Annotated in this window: 19 protein-coding genes; 12 read left to right on the top strand and 7 right to left on the bottom strand. The window is 70.7% G+C overall.

The genetic code is table 11. From position 1 onward, the window contains the following. Window positions 1-17: 17 nt before the first annotated feature. From AB0J58_RS02785 to AB0J58_RS02765, 5 genes are all read right to left on the bottom strand, one after another. Window positions 18-797 carry a CPBP family intramembrane glutamic endopeptidase gene (locus AB0J58_RS02785; protein ID WP_364209309.1) on the bottom strand — a complete coding sequence of 260 codons (780 nt, stop codon included), beginning with the start codon at window positions 795-797 and terminating at the stop codon, window positions 18-20. A gap of 96 nt (window positions 798-893) precedes the next feature. After that, window positions 894-1,172: a WhiB family transcriptional regulator gene (locus tag AB0J58_RS02780; RefSeq protein ID WP_364209306.1), complete on the bottom strand. Its 279-nt coding sequence runs from the start codon at window positions 1,170-1,172 to the stop codon at window positions 894-896. A gap of 126 nt (window positions 1,173-1,298) precedes the next feature. Next, the gene (locus tag AB0J58_RS02775) at window positions 1,299-2,768 is read right to left on the bottom strand and encodes a glutamate--cysteine ligase (RefSeq protein WP_343968091.1); all 1,470 of its coding nucleotides are present in this window, start codon (window positions 2,766-2,768) and stop codon (window positions 1,299-1,301) included. Window positions 2,769-2,815: 47 nt separating this feature from the next. After that, a complete protein-coding gene (locus AB0J58_RS02770; RefSeq protein ID WP_364209303.1) occupies window positions 2,816-3,454 on the bottom strand; it encodes a response regulator transcription factor in 639 nt (212 codons plus the stop codon). Between the two features lie 130 nt (window positions 3,455-3,584). Continuing rightward, complete coding sequence (locus tag AB0J58_RS02765; protein ID WP_364209300.1) at window positions 3,585-4,799, bottom strand: PspC domain-containing protein; 1,215 nt, start codon at window positions 4,797-4,799, stop codon at window positions 3,585-3,587. A gap of 142 nt (window positions 4,800-4,941) precedes the next feature. Here AB0J58_RS02765 and AB0J58_RS02760 point away from each other — a divergent pair, with 142 nt between their 5' ends. The 10 genes from AB0J58_RS02760 (at window position 4,942) to AB0J58_RS02715 (ending at window position 14,753) form a co-directional block, all read left to right on the top strand. Continuing rightward, window positions 4,942-6,585, top strand: a complete 1,644-nt coding sequence (locus AB0J58_RS02760) for a PspC domain-containing protein (RefSeq protein ID WP_364209297.1) — start codon at window positions 4,942-4,944, stop codon at window positions 6,583-6,585. Further along, window positions 6,575-6,793, top strand: coding sequence for a hypothetical protein (locus AB0J58_RS02755; RefSeq protein ID WP_364209294.1), 219 nt, complete (start codon window positions 6,575-6,577; stop codon window positions 6,791-6,793). Before AB0J58_RS02760 ends, AB0J58_RS02755 begins: the two co-directional genes overlap by 11 nt. 51 nt (window positions 6,794-6,844) lie before the next feature. Then, a complete protein-coding gene (locus tag AB0J58_RS02750) occupies window positions 6,845-7,420 on the top strand; it encodes an ABATE domain-containing protein (RefSeq protein ID WP_364209291.1) in 576 nt (191 codons plus the stop codon). 251 nt (window positions 7,421-7,671) lie between these two features. Further along, window positions 7,672-8,115 (top strand): VOC family protein, encoded by a 444-nt coding sequence (locus AB0J58_RS02745; RefSeq protein WP_343968104.1) that lies wholly within the window; start codon window positions 7,672-7,674, stop codon window positions 8,113-8,115. 6 nt (window positions 8,116-8,121) lie between these two features. Continuing rightward, window positions 8,122-9,024 carry a pyridoxamine 5'-phosphate oxidase family protein gene (locus AB0J58_RS02740; RefSeq protein WP_364209288.1) on the top strand — a complete coding sequence of 301 codons (903 nt, stop codon included), beginning with the start codon at window positions 8,122-8,124 and terminating at the stop codon, window positions 9,022-9,024. A gap of 164 nt (window positions 9,025-9,188) precedes the next feature. Further along, window positions 9,189-9,611 (top strand): nuclear transport factor 2 family protein, encoded by a 423-nt coding sequence (locus AB0J58_RS02735; protein WP_364209285.1) that lies wholly within the window; start codon window positions 9,189-9,191, stop codon window positions 9,609-9,611. A gap of 93 nt (window positions 9,612-9,704) precedes the next feature. Beyond that, window positions 9,705-10,214: a (2Fe-2S)-binding protein gene (locus AB0J58_RS02730; RefSeq protein WP_364209282.1), complete on the top strand. Its 510-nt coding sequence runs from the start codon at window positions 9,705-9,707 to the stop codon at window positions 10,212-10,214. Then, the gene (locus AB0J58_RS02725; protein WP_364209279.1) at window positions 10,211-12,616 is read left to right on the top strand and encodes a xanthine dehydrogenase family protein molybdopterin-binding subunit; all 2,406 of its coding nucleotides are present in this window, start codon (window positions 10,211-10,213) and stop codon (window positions 12,614-12,616) included. The genes AB0J58_RS02730 and AB0J58_RS02725 overlap by 4 nt, the downstream gene beginning before the upstream one ends. Next, window positions 12,613-13,482, top strand: a complete 870-nt coding sequence (locus tag AB0J58_RS02720) for a xanthine dehydrogenase family protein subunit M (protein WP_364209276.1) — start codon at window positions 12,613-12,615, stop codon at window positions 13,480-13,482. The genes AB0J58_RS02725 and AB0J58_RS02720 overlap by 4 nt, the downstream gene beginning before the upstream one ends. A 413-nt stretch (window positions 13,483-13,895) precedes the next feature. Then, a complete protein-coding gene (locus AB0J58_RS02715) occupies window positions 13,896-14,753 on the top strand; it encodes an SRPBCC family protein (protein ID WP_364209273.1) in 858 nt (285 codons plus the stop codon). Between the two features lie 44 nt (window positions 14,754-14,797). Here AB0J58_RS02715 and AB0J58_RS02710 read toward each other — a convergent pair whose 3' ends face one another. Then, entirely contained in the window at window positions 14,798-15,208 is a 411-nt protein-coding gene (locus AB0J58_RS02710; protein WP_364209270.1) for an ATP-binding protein, read from the bottom strand. Further along, complete coding sequence (locus AB0J58_RS02705; RefSeq protein ID WP_364209267.1) at window positions 15,205-15,465, bottom strand: hypothetical protein; 261 nt, start codon at window positions 15,463-15,465, stop codon at window positions 15,205-15,207. Before AB0J58_RS02705 ends, AB0J58_RS02710 begins: the two co-directional genes overlap by 4 nt. Window positions 15,466-15,704: 239 nt before the next feature. On the opposite strand from AB0J58_RS02705, the gene AB0J58_RS02700 reads away from it, so the two are divergent. Both AB0J58_RS02700 and AB0J58_RS02695 read left to right on the top strand, forming a co-directional pair. Next, window positions 15,705-16,556, top strand: coding sequence for a helix-turn-helix transcriptional regulator (locus tag AB0J58_RS02700; protein WP_364209264.1), 852 nt, complete (start codon window positions 15,705-15,707; stop codon window positions 16,554-16,556). Window positions 16,557-16,582: 26 nt separating this feature from the next. Next, window positions 16,583-16,780, top strand: a complete 198-nt coding sequence (locus tag AB0J58_RS02695; protein WP_364209400.1) for a DUF397 domain-containing protein — start codon at window positions 16,583-16,585, stop codon at window positions 16,778-16,780. The last annotated feature ends 20 nt before the right edge of the window (window positions 16,781-16,800 follow it).

Here is a 16,800-nt window from a genome sequence, read left to right as displayed (position 1 = left end):
GAGGAGGTGGGGGCGGGTCAGCGGTTCGGGGCGGGAACCTCCCGGGACGCTGGGTCCGGCGGGGCCAGGCGGGCGAACAGGTAGCCCAGGGAGTTGGTCGCGACGTGGAACATCGCGGGCGCGGCCAGGCCGCCCCGCCTGCGCAGCTCGGTGAAGAGCGCCCCGGCGAGGCCCGTCGCGACCACGGAACCGGCCACGACGCGCGCCGGCCGCCGGCCGCGCGCGCCGGAGCCACGGCCGGGAGCCTCTCCGGAGGCCAGCCGGCTCAGGGCGGGGTTGGCGGCCGCCATGTCCACGGCGGGGAGGACGTGCCAGAGGCCGAAAAGGATTGAGGAGACGGCGGTCGCCGCACCGTGGCCGTGGGAACGGGCCACGATGGCGTGCACCACCCCGCGGAAGCCGACCTCCTCCAGCAGTACGGTGCCGACCGGCACCTGGATCAGCGCCTCCTCCAGCGCGCGGGCGCGGGAGAGCGACAGGGCGCGCTCGTCGCGGAAGAAGCGACGGGTGGCCGGGACCGCCACGCCCGCGGCGTAGGCCCCCGCCACGGCGGCGGCGAGCGCGCCACCGATCCGCAGGCCCCGCGAGCGCCGGTGGAACCCCAGCTCGGACCAGGAGATCCCGGCGCGGCGGGCCAGCACGAGCAGCGCGCCGGTGGCCGCGGCCGAGGTCAGCGGTGCCAGCCTCGGCGCCAGGCGGTTGTTGAGCACGTTGGCCCCCACCAGCACCGCCACCGCCCCCGCCGACACCCCCGGGGGAAGCCCGGCACCGGTGTCCCGCGTCGGCTCCCGCTCCACCCCTGCGCCCCCTCGGATCTCGGTTCCACACCCCCGCGTGCCGGGGGCGGCCTTCCGCCCGAGCCCGCGGAGATCCCGTTCGAATCCGGTTCGAGGCTACGCGACCGAGGCCGGATCCGTGGCGGCCTGGCGCCAGCCGACCGGGAAGCGCAGGCCGCGGCGTTCCTTCACGGTCAGGCCGCCCCAGATCCCCTCGGGCTCGGCCGCCCGGACCGCGTACGCCCGGCACTCCTTGAGGACCGGGCACCGCCTGCAGACCGCCTTCGCCCGCGCCTCCTGCTCGGCCGACTGGGTCAGCGGAAAGAACAACTCGGGATCGCTGGTGCGGCAGGCACCTCGCGCGGCCCAGCCGATCTCCTCGACCATTGCCCGCATGTCATCACCCCCTGGTGGCTCGCCCTCAGACTAGGTGGATCGCGGCGTCGGGACATCAACCTCTCGGCGGATTCACGCCTACTCATCTCGACGGACCGGGTTCGCCACGCCCTGGGGCCGGTGCGGTCAGAGGGTCGGCCAGCCGTGGACCGGCTCGTTGGTGTGCATGTTCGCCATGTAGCGCAGGGTCATCCGGCGCAGCGCCTCGTGTCTTTCGAGGTCGCCGAGCGCGTTCACCGCGTCGATCTGCCAGCTCGCCCCGGTCCTGCCCGTCAGACAGCGCCGCTCGACGATCCCCAGCAGCCGGTCCCTGACGGCGGGGGCCACGCCCCACAGGTCGAGCCCCTCGTGGGCGAGCGGCAGCAGGCGGCGCAGGATCAGCTCCGAGGCGGTCACCTCGCCGAGTCCCGGCCAGAAGAGCCTGGCGTCCAGGCCGTGCCGGGCGGCGGCGTGCAGGTTGTCCCTGGCCGTGGCGAACGACATGCGCGTCCACACCGGGCGTTCGGCGTAGGGGAGGACGCCCATCAGCCCGTAGTAGAACACCGCGTTGGCGACGATGTCGGCCACCGAGGGGCCCGCGGGCAGCACCCGGTTCTCCACCCGCAGGTGCGGGATGCCGTCCACCACCGCGTAGACCGGCCGGTTCCACCGATAGACGGTGCCGTTGTGCAGGGTCAGCTCGCCGAGCTGGGGAGTGATCCCGCGCGTCAGCTCCTCGCGCGGGTCGGCCTCGTCGCACAGGGGCAGCAGCGCGGGGAAGTAGCGGGCGTTCTCCTCGAAGAGATCGAAGACCGAGGTGATCCACCGCTCGCCGAACCACACCCTGGGCCGCACCCCCTGGACCTGCAGCTCCACCGGGCGGGTGTCGGTGGCCTGCTCGAACAGCGGGATCCTGGTCTCCTGCCAGAGCCTGCGGCCGAATAGGAACGGCGAGTTGGCCGCCACGGCCACCTGCGGGCCCGCGACGGCCTGGGCGGCGTTCCAGTTGGCGGCGAACGTCTCCGGGCTGACCTGGAGATGGAGCTGAAGGCTCGTGCAGGCGGCCTCGGGGGTGATGCTGTCGGCGTAGGTCTCCAGGCGCTCCTCCCCCTCGATCGACAGGTGCATGTCCTCGCCCCTGGCCGCGAAGATCTGCTCGTTGAGCAGTTTGTAGCGGGGGTTGGCCGACAGGGTGCCCTCGTGGACGTCGCTCTCCCGCAGCGTGGGCAGGATGCCGACCATCATCATGTGCCCGCCGACGGTGCGGGCCCGTGCCTCGGCGTGGTTGAGGCGGTCCCTGATCACCTTCTCCAGCCGGACCGCGCCCTCCTGCTCCAGGGACTCGGGCAGGACGTTGATCTCCACGTTGAACTGACCGAGCTCGGTGGCCCAGTCGGGTTGGGCGATGGCCTCCAGCACCTCGGCGTTCTTCATGGCGGCCTCGCCACGGTCGTCCACGAGGTTCAGCTCGATCTCCAGCCCGGCCCTGGGCCGGTCGAACTCGAACCTGGACTCGTGGAGCATCTGCGCGAGGACGTCAAGGCACCGGCGGACCTTGTCCCGGTAGCGCCGCCGGTCCTCGCGACTGAACACCATCGCAGGTACGTCGCGTCCCATACTTCGCAGAGTCGCACATAAGTCACTGCTCGTACAGGATCGACCGGTCAGACCAGGCGCCGCGCCGTGGCCCAGCGGGAGAGTTCGTGGCGGTTGGAGAGCTGGAGCTTGCGCAGCACCGACGAGACATGGGTCTCCACGGTCTTCACCGAGATGAACAGCTCCTTGGCGATCTCCTTGTAGGCGTACCCCCTGGCGATCAACCGCAGCACCTCGCGCTCGCGCTGGGTCAGCGAGTCGAGCTCGGGGTCGATCGGCGGAGCTTCGCTGGAGGCGAACGCGTCCAGCACGAACCCGGCCAGTCTCGGGGAGAAGACCGCGTCCCCGTCGGCCACCCTGCGGACGGCGTCGGTGAGCTCGCGCCCGCTGATGTTCTTGGTCACATAGCCCCGGGCACCGCCCCGGATCACGCCGATGACGTCCTCGGCGGCGTCGGAGACCGACAGGGCGAGGAAGCGGACCGTGGAGCCGGCGCCGAGGACCCGGCGCAGCACCTCCTGGCCACCGCCACCGGGCATGTGCACGTCGAGGAGGACCACGTCGGGCCCCAGTTCGGCGATCGCCCTGACCGCGGACTCCACGTCCTCGGCCTCCCCGATCACCTCGATGGAGTCGCCCAGCTCGGCCCGAACGCCGGAGCGGAACAGCCGGTGGTCGTCGACGATCAGGACCTTCACCGTACTCATCGGGCCTCTCCCACCGGTCGCGTCCGTCCGCCGTCGCGCCGCGCGGCCCGGCCGACGGCCCGCTCTGTCGTGGCCCGCTCTGTCGTGGCCCGCTCTGTCGTGGCCCGCTCTGTCGTGGCTCGCTCGCTGCTCACGCCTTCTCCAGCTTCATGGTCAACATCACTTCCGTACCCTCGCCGGGCTCGGTCCGCACCCGGGCGCTGCCCCCGTGGCGCTCCATCCTGCCGATAATCGACTGGCGGATACCCATACGATCCTCGGGCACGTCCTCCATGTCGAACCCGACCCCTCGATCCCTGACGAAGATGGTGACCTCCTCCGGCTCCGCCTCGGCGTAGACGGAGATGACCTCGGACCCGGAGTACTTCGCGGCGTTGACCATGGCCTGCCTCGCGGCCTGCACCATCGCGGACAGCTCGGGGGTCAGCGGGCAGTCGCCCACGCAGACGACCTCGATCGGCACCCCGTGCGCGTCCTCCTCCTCGGCCGCCACCCGCCGCACGGCCGCGGCCACCGACGCGTCGGCGTCCTGCTGGGGCTGGTAGAGCCAGTTGCGCAGCTCCCGCTCCTGGGAGCGGGCGAGCCTCATCACCTCGCGCGAGTCGGAGGCGTTGCGCTGGATGAGGGTCAGCGTGTGCAGCACCGAGTCGTGGACGTGGGCGGCCACCTCGGCGCGCTCCTCCTGCCGGATGCGCTCGCGGCGCTCGCGCTGCAGTTCCTTCCACAGGGCCGCCAGCCAGGGGGCCGCGATCAGCGCGACACCGCCCACGACCACCAGCGTGAACATGATGCCGGACCGGGCCTCGACCAGCTCGTCGTTGGCCACCAGGAAGCCGATCGCGCCGACCATGACGAGCACCAGCCCGGCGACGGTGCGGACCCGGTTCTGGCGGACCTGTCCGACGGTGGTGGTCATCCAGCGCTGCCGCCGGTCCGGATCCGCCTGCTGCCACAGGATCAGCGAGCCGATGCCGCCCACCGCGATCGGCCAGGCCCCGATCCCGGCCCCCGAGGTTCCGGTGAGCAGGCCCAAGGCCAGCAGCGCCAGCCCGATCGCGGTGTACGCGGCGAGCTGGCTCCAGTCCCTGGCGGGTTCCCTGCCCTCGTACGGCTCGCTCGGGGTGAACATCCACAGGGCTGCGTACGCCACGGCTCCGAACCCGTCCAGGACGGTGAGCAGCACGAAGGCCAGCCGCAGCACGACCGGGTCGAGCCGGAGCTGGGCGGCGGCCCCCTGGGCCACCCCGGCCACCAGCCGCCCCTCCGCCGGCCTCATCAGCCGAGGTAGAGGCGCGTCTTCGGAGGTCACGGGTGCCGTGTCATGAATTGCCGTTCGGTCAGCCATATCGTCAGCATCGTCACATGAACCACCATGTCGGCGCATCAGGCGTTCCCCTGAAGCGACCCTGAGAGCGGCGTTTCCCCTCCGGGACGACTCAGGGGTGTCCCGGATGCGGCACGGGCCGAGGAAAGGCCACGATAAGTACATGAACGATACCGATCCGGCGAGCACCACGTCCGGCTCGCCGCCCGGCTCCCCCTTGGAGGATCGCGCTCTGCGGCGCAGCGACGAGGGCCGCATGCTGACCGGCGTCTGCGCGGGCCTGGGGCGGTACGCCGGGGTCGACCCGGTGCTGTTGCGAGTGGGTTTCGCGGTGCTGGTGCTCGGCTCGGGGATCGGCATCATGCTCTACGTCGCGGCGTTCCTGCTGATGCGTGAGACCAACGGCGGCCCCGGCTACGTGGAGCAGTGGAGCCGGCGCGACTTCGACAGCGAGACGGTCCTGACCCTGCTGGCCGGCCTGTTCGCCCTCGGGCTCATCGTCAACATCTCCTCGGACGGCGTCGGCACCGCCACGGTCGTGGTCGGCACGGTGTTCGCCATCGTCCTGCTCACCGCCCACTCCCGCGGGGTGGACCTGCTGGCCGCCGCCAGATCGCTGCCCGACCGGCTGCGCAGGCGCCGGGCGTCGTACCCCGCCGATCAGTGGCCGAACCCGTTCGCCCACGGGCCGGGCACCGCCGACGGCCGGCGTCCCGTCGGGGAGCAGGATCCGGCCGCACGCGCCGCCGCGCCCCCGGTCTCGGGTCTCGCGGCGTACGCCGCCCGCCCGGACGCTGAGACGGTCACGGAGCGGTACGCGCCCGTCCCCGGGGCTGAGACAGGAGCCGGTTTGTGGTCCACGGCTGAGCGGCCGCCCCCGGCCCCCGCCTCGGAGACCCGCACCGAGCCCGCCCCGGACACGCCCCCCGCCCCCGGCCCCGTCTCCGAGACCTTCGCCGGGCCTGCCCCGGCGTCACCTGCGCGGCCCGCCCCGCAGCGCGGAGACATCCCAGCGGAGCCCTACCGCCCCGCCAGGCCGTCGTTCGACTCCTCCGGCGCGCCTTTCTCGCCGTACGGCCCCTACCAGCCGCTGGACCCCCGGAAGCGGCAGCAACCGTACTCCCCGTACTCGCCCTACGCCCCTTACCAGCCGTCCGGGTACGGCGCGGCGGTGACGGCGCCGCCCAGGCCACGGCGGCCCAGATCGTTCGTCGGGGGCGTCACCATCTTCCTGGCCATGATCGTTGGAGGGATCATCGTGGCGATCCAGTCCGCTTCAGGACCGGCCAACATGACGGTCGCGGGCGGCGCGGCGCTCGTCGTCATCGGCGCCGGCCTGCTGGTCGCCGCCTGGTTCGGCCGGGGAGCCGGACTGGTCGCGACCGGTACCATCCTGTCGATCGCCCTGGTCGCGGGACCCATGCTGGGCGGCATGCCGAAGAAGTTCGGCAACTATCACTGGCAGCCCACCACCCTGTCCGAGATGGCCCGCAGCTACTCGGTGGGGGTGGGCGAGGGAGTGCTGGACCTGAGCGAGGTGGCCCTGCCGCCGGGTTCGCGGACCGTCGTGGACGTCTCGGTCTCGGTCGGCGAGATCAGCGTGATCCTGCCGCCGACCGCCAGGATCGAGGTACGGGGCCATACCAAGTTCGGCGACGTCAAGATCGACCACACGGTGGAGGGGGGTGCCGACATCCGGCACAGCAGGACCCTGGAGCCCGAGGTGCCCCCCAAGGGCGACGTGGCGACCATCGTGCTGAACGTCAGGGCCGACATCGGGGATGTGGAGGTGCGCCGTGCTGCCTGAGCACGACCGGCCCGAACAGCGGCCGGCCTCCCGGCGCGTACACCGCACCGACTGGATGGCGCTGCTCAGCGGCATGCTGTTCATCGCGGTCGGGGTCGTCTTCATCAGCAGACCGGCCGTCCAACCGCTGGTCATGCTCACGGTCCTGGTCAGCGGCCTGGGCTTCGCGGGCCTGGTCGCCATCCTGGCCAAGGTCGTCCGACGCTAGGGCCGTCCGGACGACAGAGCAACAGGTCATATCGGGCATTAGGCTCGGAGCATGTCGGCCCTGGAGTTCGTCAGCACCGTTCGCGCGACGCGGACCGGTCTGACGGACCTGCTCTCCGACGTGCGGGGCATGACCGCGTGGGGCCGGGAACACGCTGCCGAGCTGGGGATCGACCCGGACTTCACCGCCTCCGAGGAGCTGCGGAGCGAAGTGGTCGAGCTGCGGCAGGCCGTACGGGCGCTCTTCGCCAGGGCCGTGGCGCCGGGTGCCGCGAGTGACGCGGACGCGCACCGGCTCCCGGACTTCGCCGAGTCGCTCGACCTGGTCAACGCCGCGGCACTGGCCGTGCCTTCGGCCCCGCGGCTGGAGTGGCCCGCAGGACAGGCGCCCCGGGCGCGGACGGTCCCGGGCGTCGCGGCCACCGAGTCCGAACGGATCCGGGCCACCCTCGCGACGTCGGCGATCGAGCTGCTGGCCGGCCCCTGGCGCGAGCAGATCCGGGTCTGCCCCGCCCCCCGCTGCGTGCTCTATTTCCTCAAGGAGCACCCCCGGCAGGAGTGGTGTTCGGTCGGCTGCGGCAACCGGGCCCGAGCCGCCCGCCACTACCGCCAGCACCGGGACGGCTGACCCCCGGCGCCAGGCGGCCTCACCTCTCATGTCGCCGTATCCGGTGACGTCGTCCCCGGTGGTGCCGCGCCCCCGCCTGGCCCGCGCCTGTTCGGCGGGCTCTCCCCTCGGCCGTTCTCCTCATCCGGCCCCCGCCCTTCAAGAGTGATTTACGCCATAGCTTTCTAACGTGACAAATGTCGATTTTGCGTTAGATTGCAGGCAGTGGATCTAACGGATCAAGCCGTTAGGAAACGCGGAGGAGAGATCAGATGACCTTCCAGACCGACCACGTCGGCCTCAACGTCTCCGACCTCGACAGGTCCAAGGACTTCTACCTGAAGGTCTTCGGCTTCGAGATCTTCGGCGAGTCGGACCAGCCGGACCGGCGCTACGCCTTCCTCGGTCTCGACGGGAAGCTGGTGCTCACCCTCTGGCAGCAGAGCGAGGGCAGCTTCGCCACCGGGCTGCCGGGCCTGCACCACCTGTCCTTCCAGGTACCGGACATCGAGGCGGTCCGCCGGGCCGAGAACGTGATCAGGGAACTCGGGGCCACGCTCCACCACGACGGCGTGGTCCCGCACGGCGAGGGGGCGTCCTCGGGGGGCGTGTTCTTCGAGGACCCGGACGGCATCCGGCTGGAGATCTTCGCACCCAGCGGCGCCGACGAGCGCCCCGCACCGACCACCGGCGCCCCCACCTGCGGCTTCTTCTAAACGACCATGGAGCACGGGGGAGAGATCGCGGTACAGCGCAGGACCGGGGTCCGCACGGTGGCACTGGGCTCGGCCAGGACCCGGCCGGAGATCCCGGCGGTGGCGGCCGAGTTCCTCAGGCGGCAGCGGATGCTGCTGATCGGAGCCGCGGGGCGGGACGGGCTCCCGTGGGCGACGGTGCTGACCGGGCCCGAGGGGTTCGCCAGGGTCACGGACGAGCGGACCGTGGTGATCGACGCGCTGCCGGGCGAGCACGATCCGCTGGCCGGACTGGACGAGGGCGAGATCGGGATGCTCGCGATCGAGCCCCTGACCAGGCGCAGGATGCGGGTCAACGGCACGGTCCGGCGGGACGGCGGGCGGCTGGTCGTGCACACCGAGCAGGCGTACGCCAACTGTCCCAAGTACATCCAGACGCGGGAGGTGGTCGCGGAGGTCACCGGGCCGGCCACCGGCTCCTCCTCGGCGACGGTGTTCGGCGACGGCGACCGGGCGTGGATCGAGGGCGCCGACACGTTCTTCGTCGCCACCTCGGCCCCCGGCCTCGGCGCCGACCTGTCGCACCGGGGCGGCAATCCGGGGTTCGTCCGGGTGGTGGACGAGCGACGGCTGGTCTGGCCGGACTACGTCGGCAACTCGATGTACATGACGCTCGGCAACCTGGAACTGGACGAACACTGCGGCCTGCTCTTCCTCGACTGGCAGAACGGCGACGCGCTGCACCTGACCGGGCGGGCCCGCGTCGACTGGGATCCGGGCGACGTCCCGGGGGCACAGCGGCTGGTCGGATTCGAAGTGGACCGGATCGTCCGGGTCCGGGGAGCCAGCCCGCTCCGCTGGCGACTCGGGGACTACTCACGCCACAACCCGCCGGCGCGCGTCGCGGACGGGGCACGGGGAAACCCTTGACGAAGACATCGAGGTCGGCCGGGGTCGGTCGGGGTCATCGTGGACCGGGCGGCGTGTCCGTCACGCCCGAGCCGTCCGACCTGGACGATGATCGGTTGACGTACCTCGTCGAACCCGCTGATCGACGCGGTCGAGGAGGCCGCGAAATCCATGGAGGAAGTGTGATGTTCACCGAGGAGACGGCCAGGGCCAAGGTCCAGGCCGCCGAGGACGCGTGGAACACGCGCGACCCCGAGCGGGTCTCGCTCGCCTACACGCCCGACTCGGTCTGGCGCAACCGGGACGAGTTCCTCACCGGGCGCGCGGAGATCAGGGAGTTCCTGAGCCGCAAGTGGGCCAGGGAGCAGGACTACCGGCTCCGCAAGGAGCTGTGGACGTTCGGCGGCGACCGCATCGCCGTACGGTTCCAGTACGAATGGCACGACGCGGACGGCCAGTGGTGGCGCAGCTACGGAAACGAGCTGTGGGAGTTCGCCGACGACGGGCTGATGCGGCGCCGCGAGGCGAGTATCAACGATCTCAGAATCGACGAAGCGGACCGCCGTATCCTCGGCGGCCGCGAGCCGAGGGAACTGCCGTTGGCGTGAGGCCAGGGGGTTGACCGGGAAGAACTGGGGCGTAAGTTCTCAATTATCGGTTCTCACTTCTCCTATACCCCTGTGGTTGCTCTTGGAGGACGTATGCCCCGAATAACCGTCAACGTCGATGGAATCGCATACGAGGAGGAGGTGGAGCCGCGCCTCCTCCTCGTCCATCTGCTACGAGATCGGCTCGGCAGGACCGGCACGCCCATCGGCTGCGACACCGGCAACTGCGGCGCCTGCACCGTGATGCTCGACGGCCGGAGCGCGAAGAGTTGTTCCGTGCTCGCCGTACAGGCCGACGGGAGCGATGTCGTCACGATCGAGGGCCTGGCGCAGGGGGGCGAGTGGCATCCCATGCAACGGGCCTTTCACGAGGAGCACGCCCTGCAGTGCGGGTACTGCACCCCCGGCATGATCATGGCGGCGATCGACCTGCTCAGGGACGATCCCGACCCGTCGGAGGAGGCGGTCCGCGAGGGGTTGGAAGGCAACCTGTGCCGGTGCACGGGGTACTGCAACATCGTCAGGGCGGTGCGGCGCGGCGCGGCGGAGATGTCCCGGCGGAGCGCGTCGGAGTCGTCCGCGCGGGAGGTGCCGGCGCCATGACCGAGCAGCTCGACGCCGGCCTGATCGGCGAGCGGATCGCCGAGAGCGACCAGCTGAACCCCCCGTCCGCCGCCCACGAGGTCGGGAAGGCGCGCAGGCGCAAGGAGGACGCCCGGCTGGTCACCGGCAGGACCACCTGGACCGACAACATCCAGCTCCCCGGCATGATGTACGTGGCCTTCCTGCGCAGCCCGATGGCCCACGCCAGGATCACCCGCGTCGACACCTCGGCCGCGAGCGGCCGGCCGGGCGTGGTCGCCGTCTACAGCGGGCGCGACTTCGTCGACGAGCAGGGCAGCCTGCCCTGTGCCTGGCCGGTCAGCGAGGACGTCGTCATCCCCGACCACCCGCCCATGGCGGTGGACGAGGTCCGCTACGTCGGCGAGGCGGTGGCCTGCGTGGTCGCCACCGACCGCTACCGGGCGGCCGACGCGCTGGAGGCGATCGAGATCGACTACGAGCCGCTGGACGCGGTGCTCGACATGACCGAGGCGCTCGCCGAGGGGAGCCCCAAGGTCCACGAGGCCGGGAACCAGGCGTTCACCTGGAAGTTCGCCGGGGGCGACATCGAGGAGGCGTTCCGCGACGCCCCCGTGGTGATCGAACGCACCTACGTGCAGCAGCGGCTCATCCCGAGCGCCATGGAGCCCCGCGCGGTCGTGGCCACCACCGACGGCGACGCCTTCACGCTCTACTCCGCCACCCAGATCCCACACGTCCTGCGCGTCATGCTCGCGCTGACGACCGGCATCCCCGAGCACAAGCTGCGGGTGGTCGCCCCCGACGTGGGCGGCGGCTTCGGCTCCAAGCTCCAGGTCACCGCCGAAGAGGTGCTCGCGCTGCTGCTGACCCGCAGGCTGGGCAGGCCGGTGAAGTGGACCGAGTCCCGCTCCGAGGGCAACCTGACGGTGCACCACGGCCGCGACCAGCTGCAGCGGATCTCCGTCGCCGCCGACCGGGACGGGCGGGTACGGGGCGTCAAGGTGGACCTGCTCGCCGACATGGGCGCCTACCTGATGCTGGTCACGCCGGGCGTGCCGCTGCTCGGCGCGTTCATGTACAACGGCATCTACAAGATGGACGCCTACCACTTCAACTGCACCGGCGTCTTCACCACCAAGATGCCGACCGACGCCTACCGGGGCGCGGGCCGTCCGGAGGCGACGTTCGCGATCGAGCGGGCCATGGACGAGCTAGCCCACGAGCTGGGCATGGACCCGATCGAACTGCGGCGCCGCAACTGGATCACCCACGAGGAGTTCCCGTACACCACGATCTGCGGGCTGACCTACGACTCGGGCAACTACGAGGCGGCGACCGAGCGGGCCCTGGCCCTGCTCGGCTATGACAAGCTCAGGGCCGAGCAGGCGGACCGGCGCGACCGGCGCGACCCGGTCCAGCTCGGCATCGGCGTCTCGACGTTCACCGAGATGTGCGGGCTGGCGCCCTCGCGGGTGCTCGGCAGCCTCAGCTACGGCGCGGGCGGCTGGGAACATGCCTCGGTCAGGATGCTGCCCACCGGCAAGGTCGAGGTCGTCACCGGATCCTCACCGCACGGCCAGGGACACGAGACGGCCTGGAGCCAGATCGTCGCCGACGCGCTGGGCGTGCCGTTCGAGGACGTCTCGGTGCTGCACGGCGACACGTCCGTCTCGCACAAGGGCATGGACACCTACGGCTCCCGCTCCCTGGTGGTGGGCGGCGTCGCCGTGCTGGCCGCCTGCGAGAAGGTGAAGGACCGCGCCAAGGAGCTCGCCGCGCACCTGCTTGAGGCCTCCGCCGACGACATCGAGTTCGCCGACGGCACGTTCAAGGTCCGGGGCACCGAGGCGGGCAGGACCATCCAGGAACTGGCGCTGGCCACCTTCGCCGCGCACGACCTGCCCGACGGCTTCGAACCCGCGCTGGACGCCGACGCGACCTTCGACCCGGACAACTTCTCCTTCCCGCACGGCACCCACCTGTGCGCGATCGAGGTGGACACCGAGACCGGCGCCTCGAAGATCCGGACCTACGTGGCGGTCGACGACGTGGGCTCGGTGGTGAACCCGCTGATCGTCGAGGGTCAGGTACACGGCGGCATCGCCCAGGGCATCGCCCAGGCGCTGTTCGAGGAGGCGGTCTACGACACCGAGGGCAACCTGCTCACCACCACGATGGCCGACTACCTCATCCCTTCGGCGGCCGACCTGCCCGACTTCGTCACCGACCGTACCGAGACCCCGGCGACGACCAACCCGCTGGGCGTCAAGGGCGTCGGCGAGGCCGGGACGATCGCCTCCACCCCCGCCGTGGTCAACGCGATCGTCGACGCGCTGCGCCCGTACGGGGTGAACGACGTGCGGATGCCCTGCACCCCGGAACGGATCTGGCGGGCCGTCACCGAGGGAGGAGACCGATGATTCCCGCGTCCTTCGACTACGTCAGGCCCTCCTCGGTGGAGGAGGCGTGCCAGGTGCTCGCCTCCGGCGACGACGTCAAGGTGCTGGCCGGCGGCCAGTCGCTGCTGCCGCTGCTGCGGCTGCGGCTGGCCTACCCGTCGGCGCTGGTGGACCTCGGGCGCCTGCCCGAGCTGCGCGGCGTCTCCGACCGTGGTGACCACGTGTTCGTCGGCGCGCTCACCACCCACGACGAGGTACTGCGCTCCAGTGTGATCAAGGAGCGCGTCCCGCTGCTCGCGCTGGCCACGGCCACGGTGGCCGACCCCGCGGTACGACACCGTGGCACGTTCGGCGGCTCCATGGCCCACGCCGACCCGGCGGGGGACCTGCCGGCCGTGGCCCTGGCGCTCGACTGCGTCTTCGTCGTCCGGTCCGCCGACGGCGAGCGGGAGATCCCCGCCGCGGACTTCTTCGTCGACTACCTGGAGCCCGCGCTCGAACCCGATGAGGTGCTGATCGGCGCCCGGGTGCCGGTGCTCGGCCCCAGGTGGGGTTTCCACTACGAGAAGTTCCACCGGACGGCGCAGGCGTGGGCGATCGTCGGCGTCGCGGCGGCCGTACGGCGGAGCAACGGGACCGTCGAGGAGGCCAGGATCGCGCTGACCAACATGGGCCCCACCCCGGTGCGGGCGAGCGCGGTGGAGGCGGCGCTGCGCGGGGTGGACCTCGCGCCCGCCGCCTCCGGCGGCACCGACCTCGTCGGGGAGGCGTGCGCCGAGGCCGACGACGGTACCTCGCCTCCGGCGGACCTGCACGCCAGACCCGACTACCGCCGCCATCTGGCCCGGGTGCTGACCCGCAGGGCGGTCAGGGCCGCGAGCGGCTGAACCCCGCGGCCACAGGGTGAGAACCCGGGGCGTTCTCACCCTGTGGCCGCCGCCCCGACGGGCTCGCGAGCGTCTCCTCCCCGGGCTGAAGGCCGGAGGATTCCAACCCTCACGGGGCGGGTTTCCTGCTTCACCGGCAACCGTCCGCCCGCGCGGCCCCGTGCCGCGTTTCCTCCCCGGAGCCGAAGCCCGGGGTCTCCACGCTGAAAACGGCTTTCGTGCCGCCCGGAGCGCGAGAAGCGCCTCTCGTGAGGGCGGAGGCATCATCCCCGCCCGGAGGGGCAGAGGGGAACGAACGCCGACCGACACGTACCGACATGTGGCGGTCAACCGGCCCCGTGGCGGCATACTGGTAATACGCCCCCGTGTAGTCGTAATGTCGCAACAGCGACCGACCGGCAAGGAGCGGATCGATGGCGATGCGGTTCGAGCACGAGTTCACGGTCCCCGTGCCTGTCGAGCAGGCGTGGCCGGTGCTGCTCGACGTCCAGCGGGTCGGGCCCTGCCTGCCCGGTGCCACCGTGGACAAGGTCGAGGACGACTCCTTCACCGGCAGGATGAAGGTCAAGGTCGGGCCGATCACGGTGACCTACCAGGGCCGGGCCTCCTTCGAGAAGGTGGACGCGGACACCCACTCCATGACCGTCAAGGCCGCCGGCAAGGAGGCCAGGGGCTCGGGCACCGCCGGTGCCACGGTCGTCGCGCGCCTGCACCCCGAGGGGCGGCACACCAGGGTCACCGTCGACACCTCCTTCAACGTGACCGGCCGCCCGGCCCAGTTCGGCCGGGGCGTGATGTCCGAGGTCGGCGAGAAGCTGATCGACAGGTTCGCGGCCAACCTCTCCCTGCTGCTGGGCGAGAGCCCGGGCGTGGAGACCGCCGCCGAGACGCCTTCCGAGACGCCGGGTGTGGGCGGCTGGAGTGCTCCCTCCCAGCCTGTCCCGGACGACGAGGTTCCGGTGGTCTCGGCGGCCTCGGGCCCCGGCCCCGCGACCCCCGCCGGACCGGAGGAGACGAGCGGGTCCGGACGGCATCTCAGCGCGGTGCCGACACCGCCCGGCCTCGTCGTGGACGAGAGGTCCGGGTCCCGTCAGAGCCACCCGGCGGGCACCTCACGCACCTCGCTCAGCCCCGACGAGGAGGCCATGAACCTCCTGGAGGTGGCGGGCCTGCCGCTGCTCAAACGCATCGCCCCACTGGTCGCCGCCCTGGCGGCCGCCACCCTGATCACCTGGCTGATCAGCCGCGCCCTGCGCCGGAACCGTCAGTAGACGCACCTCTCGGCGGCGTCGATCATCGGACGCTCGGGGAAGTGCTACCGGTCACCTGTGGAGGGCAGCAGTGCCCAGACCGCGCGGCGGCCGCCGTCGACTTCGCGTACTCCCCACCTGGCCGAGCACTGATCGACCAGCCAGAGGCCGCGCCCGCCGAAGCTCTCCGGGTCCGGTTCCCGCGGCTCGGGGAACGTCTCCGCGCCGGAGTCGACCACCTCGATGTGGATCAGCCGCTGTCCGGCGTCGAGGACGTGCAGGGTCAGGGTGCCGCCGCAACCGCCCGAGGCGGTGTGCCTGATCGCGTTGCCGACCAGTTCGGTGACCACCAGCAGCGCATCGTCCACCGAGGCGCACCCCGCCGCCGCCAGCACCGCGCCGACGCAGTGACGCGCCACGGGCACCGAGCACTCCGCCCCCGGCAACGTGATCGTCCCCAGCAGCCCGGCCGTCACCGCGCCACCATCTCGTGGATGCGCCGCACCGCGTCCTCGTCGAAGACCGCGATCCACTGATGACGGCCCCGCCCCCAGGCGAAGATCCACTTCTTACCCCGGAGCAGGGCGAGCACCCGAAGCGGCCCCGACTCGCGCCGCACCGCCACGTACGGCTCCTGGGAGGCCGGAAGTTCGATCCTGACCCCCAGCTCCAGTTGGCGGAGCCCCCACGCCAACCGCACCAGGTGAAGGTACTGCTCATGCGAAGACGACACCGTCATCGATCCTGCCCTTCGTCAGCGGTACGCCGGATCAGGGGATAGATCCGGCAATACACCACGGAGTGTGCGCAGGAGACTCCGAAGCGTGTTTACGTGCCGCGCCCATGATGCGTCCCGCGAACCCGTTTTGCAAGTGTGATCCGCATACAGCGATATGAATATGCAGCTTGCCTGTACGGACGGCTTACGGAAGGCTGCGGAGCGTCGCGTTGTCGTGGAGGGCCGAGGTTCCCGTGGCGAGTGAGAGAGAAGAGAGCCCGACCGTCAGACGCAGACGGCTCGCGGCGGAGCTACGCCGACTTCGCAAGGAGTCCAACCTGACCACCGACCAGGTGGCCAAGGCACTGGAGGTCTCCCAGTCATCCGTCAGCCGTATCGAGACCGCCCGCCAGGGCATCAAAATCAACGATCTACGCGCCCTGCTCACCCTCTACCAGGTGCCGGAGGACAAGGCCACAGACCTGCTCAATCTCGCCCGGCAGGCTCGTCAGCAGGGTTGGTGGCAGGCATTCAGTGATGTGGTTCCCGAGTCCTTCCAGGCGTTCGTCGGCCTCGAAACCGAGGCACGACGGCGTTGCTCCTACGACGTGTCGCTGATCCCCGGCCTGCTCCAGACGCCGGACTACCACCGCGCGTTGGTTCACGCCGAACTCGTCAACCGCACGTCCGAAGAGGTCGAACGAAAGATCCAGTTCAGGCTGGCACGTCAGCGGCAGACACTCGGCAACGATGCCCTTGAGTTGTGCTTCATCATGGATGAGGCGAGCCTTCATCGACTTCCGAGCAACGTCAAGGCGGGTCAGCTGTCCCAGCTTGCCAAGGCATCTGAGCGAGACAACGTGAACCTTCACATTCTCCCGTTCGGCACCGGGATACATGCGGCCATGGATGGGAGCTTCGTAATTCTCGGATTCGATGCACCGGACCCTGATGTCGTGTACCTGGAAACCCAACTGTCCGGCCTGTATCTGGAACAACCCGCTGCGATTCGCCGGTATAACCTGGTGTACGACGATCTACAAGCAAAGACGTTGGACACCCGCACGTCCCGTGACCTGCTGACAAAACTAGCCAAGGAAGCGTGAGCGTAATCAACGGCATCCACCTGAACATGAAGCTCGAACTGTCCGTGGCCGAATGGCGCAAGTCCAGCCGGAGCAACGCCAGTGGTGACTGTGTGGAGGTCGCCCGCTTGAGCAATGGACAGGTCGGCGTACGTGACAGCAAGAACCCCAACGGCCCGGCTCTTGTGTTCGAGAGCGCCATATTCGCGGTCTTCCTTGGGGCCGTGAAAACCGGAAAGCTCTAAAAGTCATCTGCCGATGAGGA

The sequence above is a fragment of the Streptosporangium sp. NPDC049644 genome (genome assembly GCF_040675205.1).
Taxonomy (GTDB): domain Bacteria; phylum Actinomycetota; class Actinomycetes; order Streptosporangiales; family Streptosporangiaceae; genus Streptosporangium; species Streptosporangium fukuiense.
The sequence above is the reverse complement of the archived record's forward strand: the minus strand, read 5'-3'. Positions and strand labels throughout refer to the sequence as shown.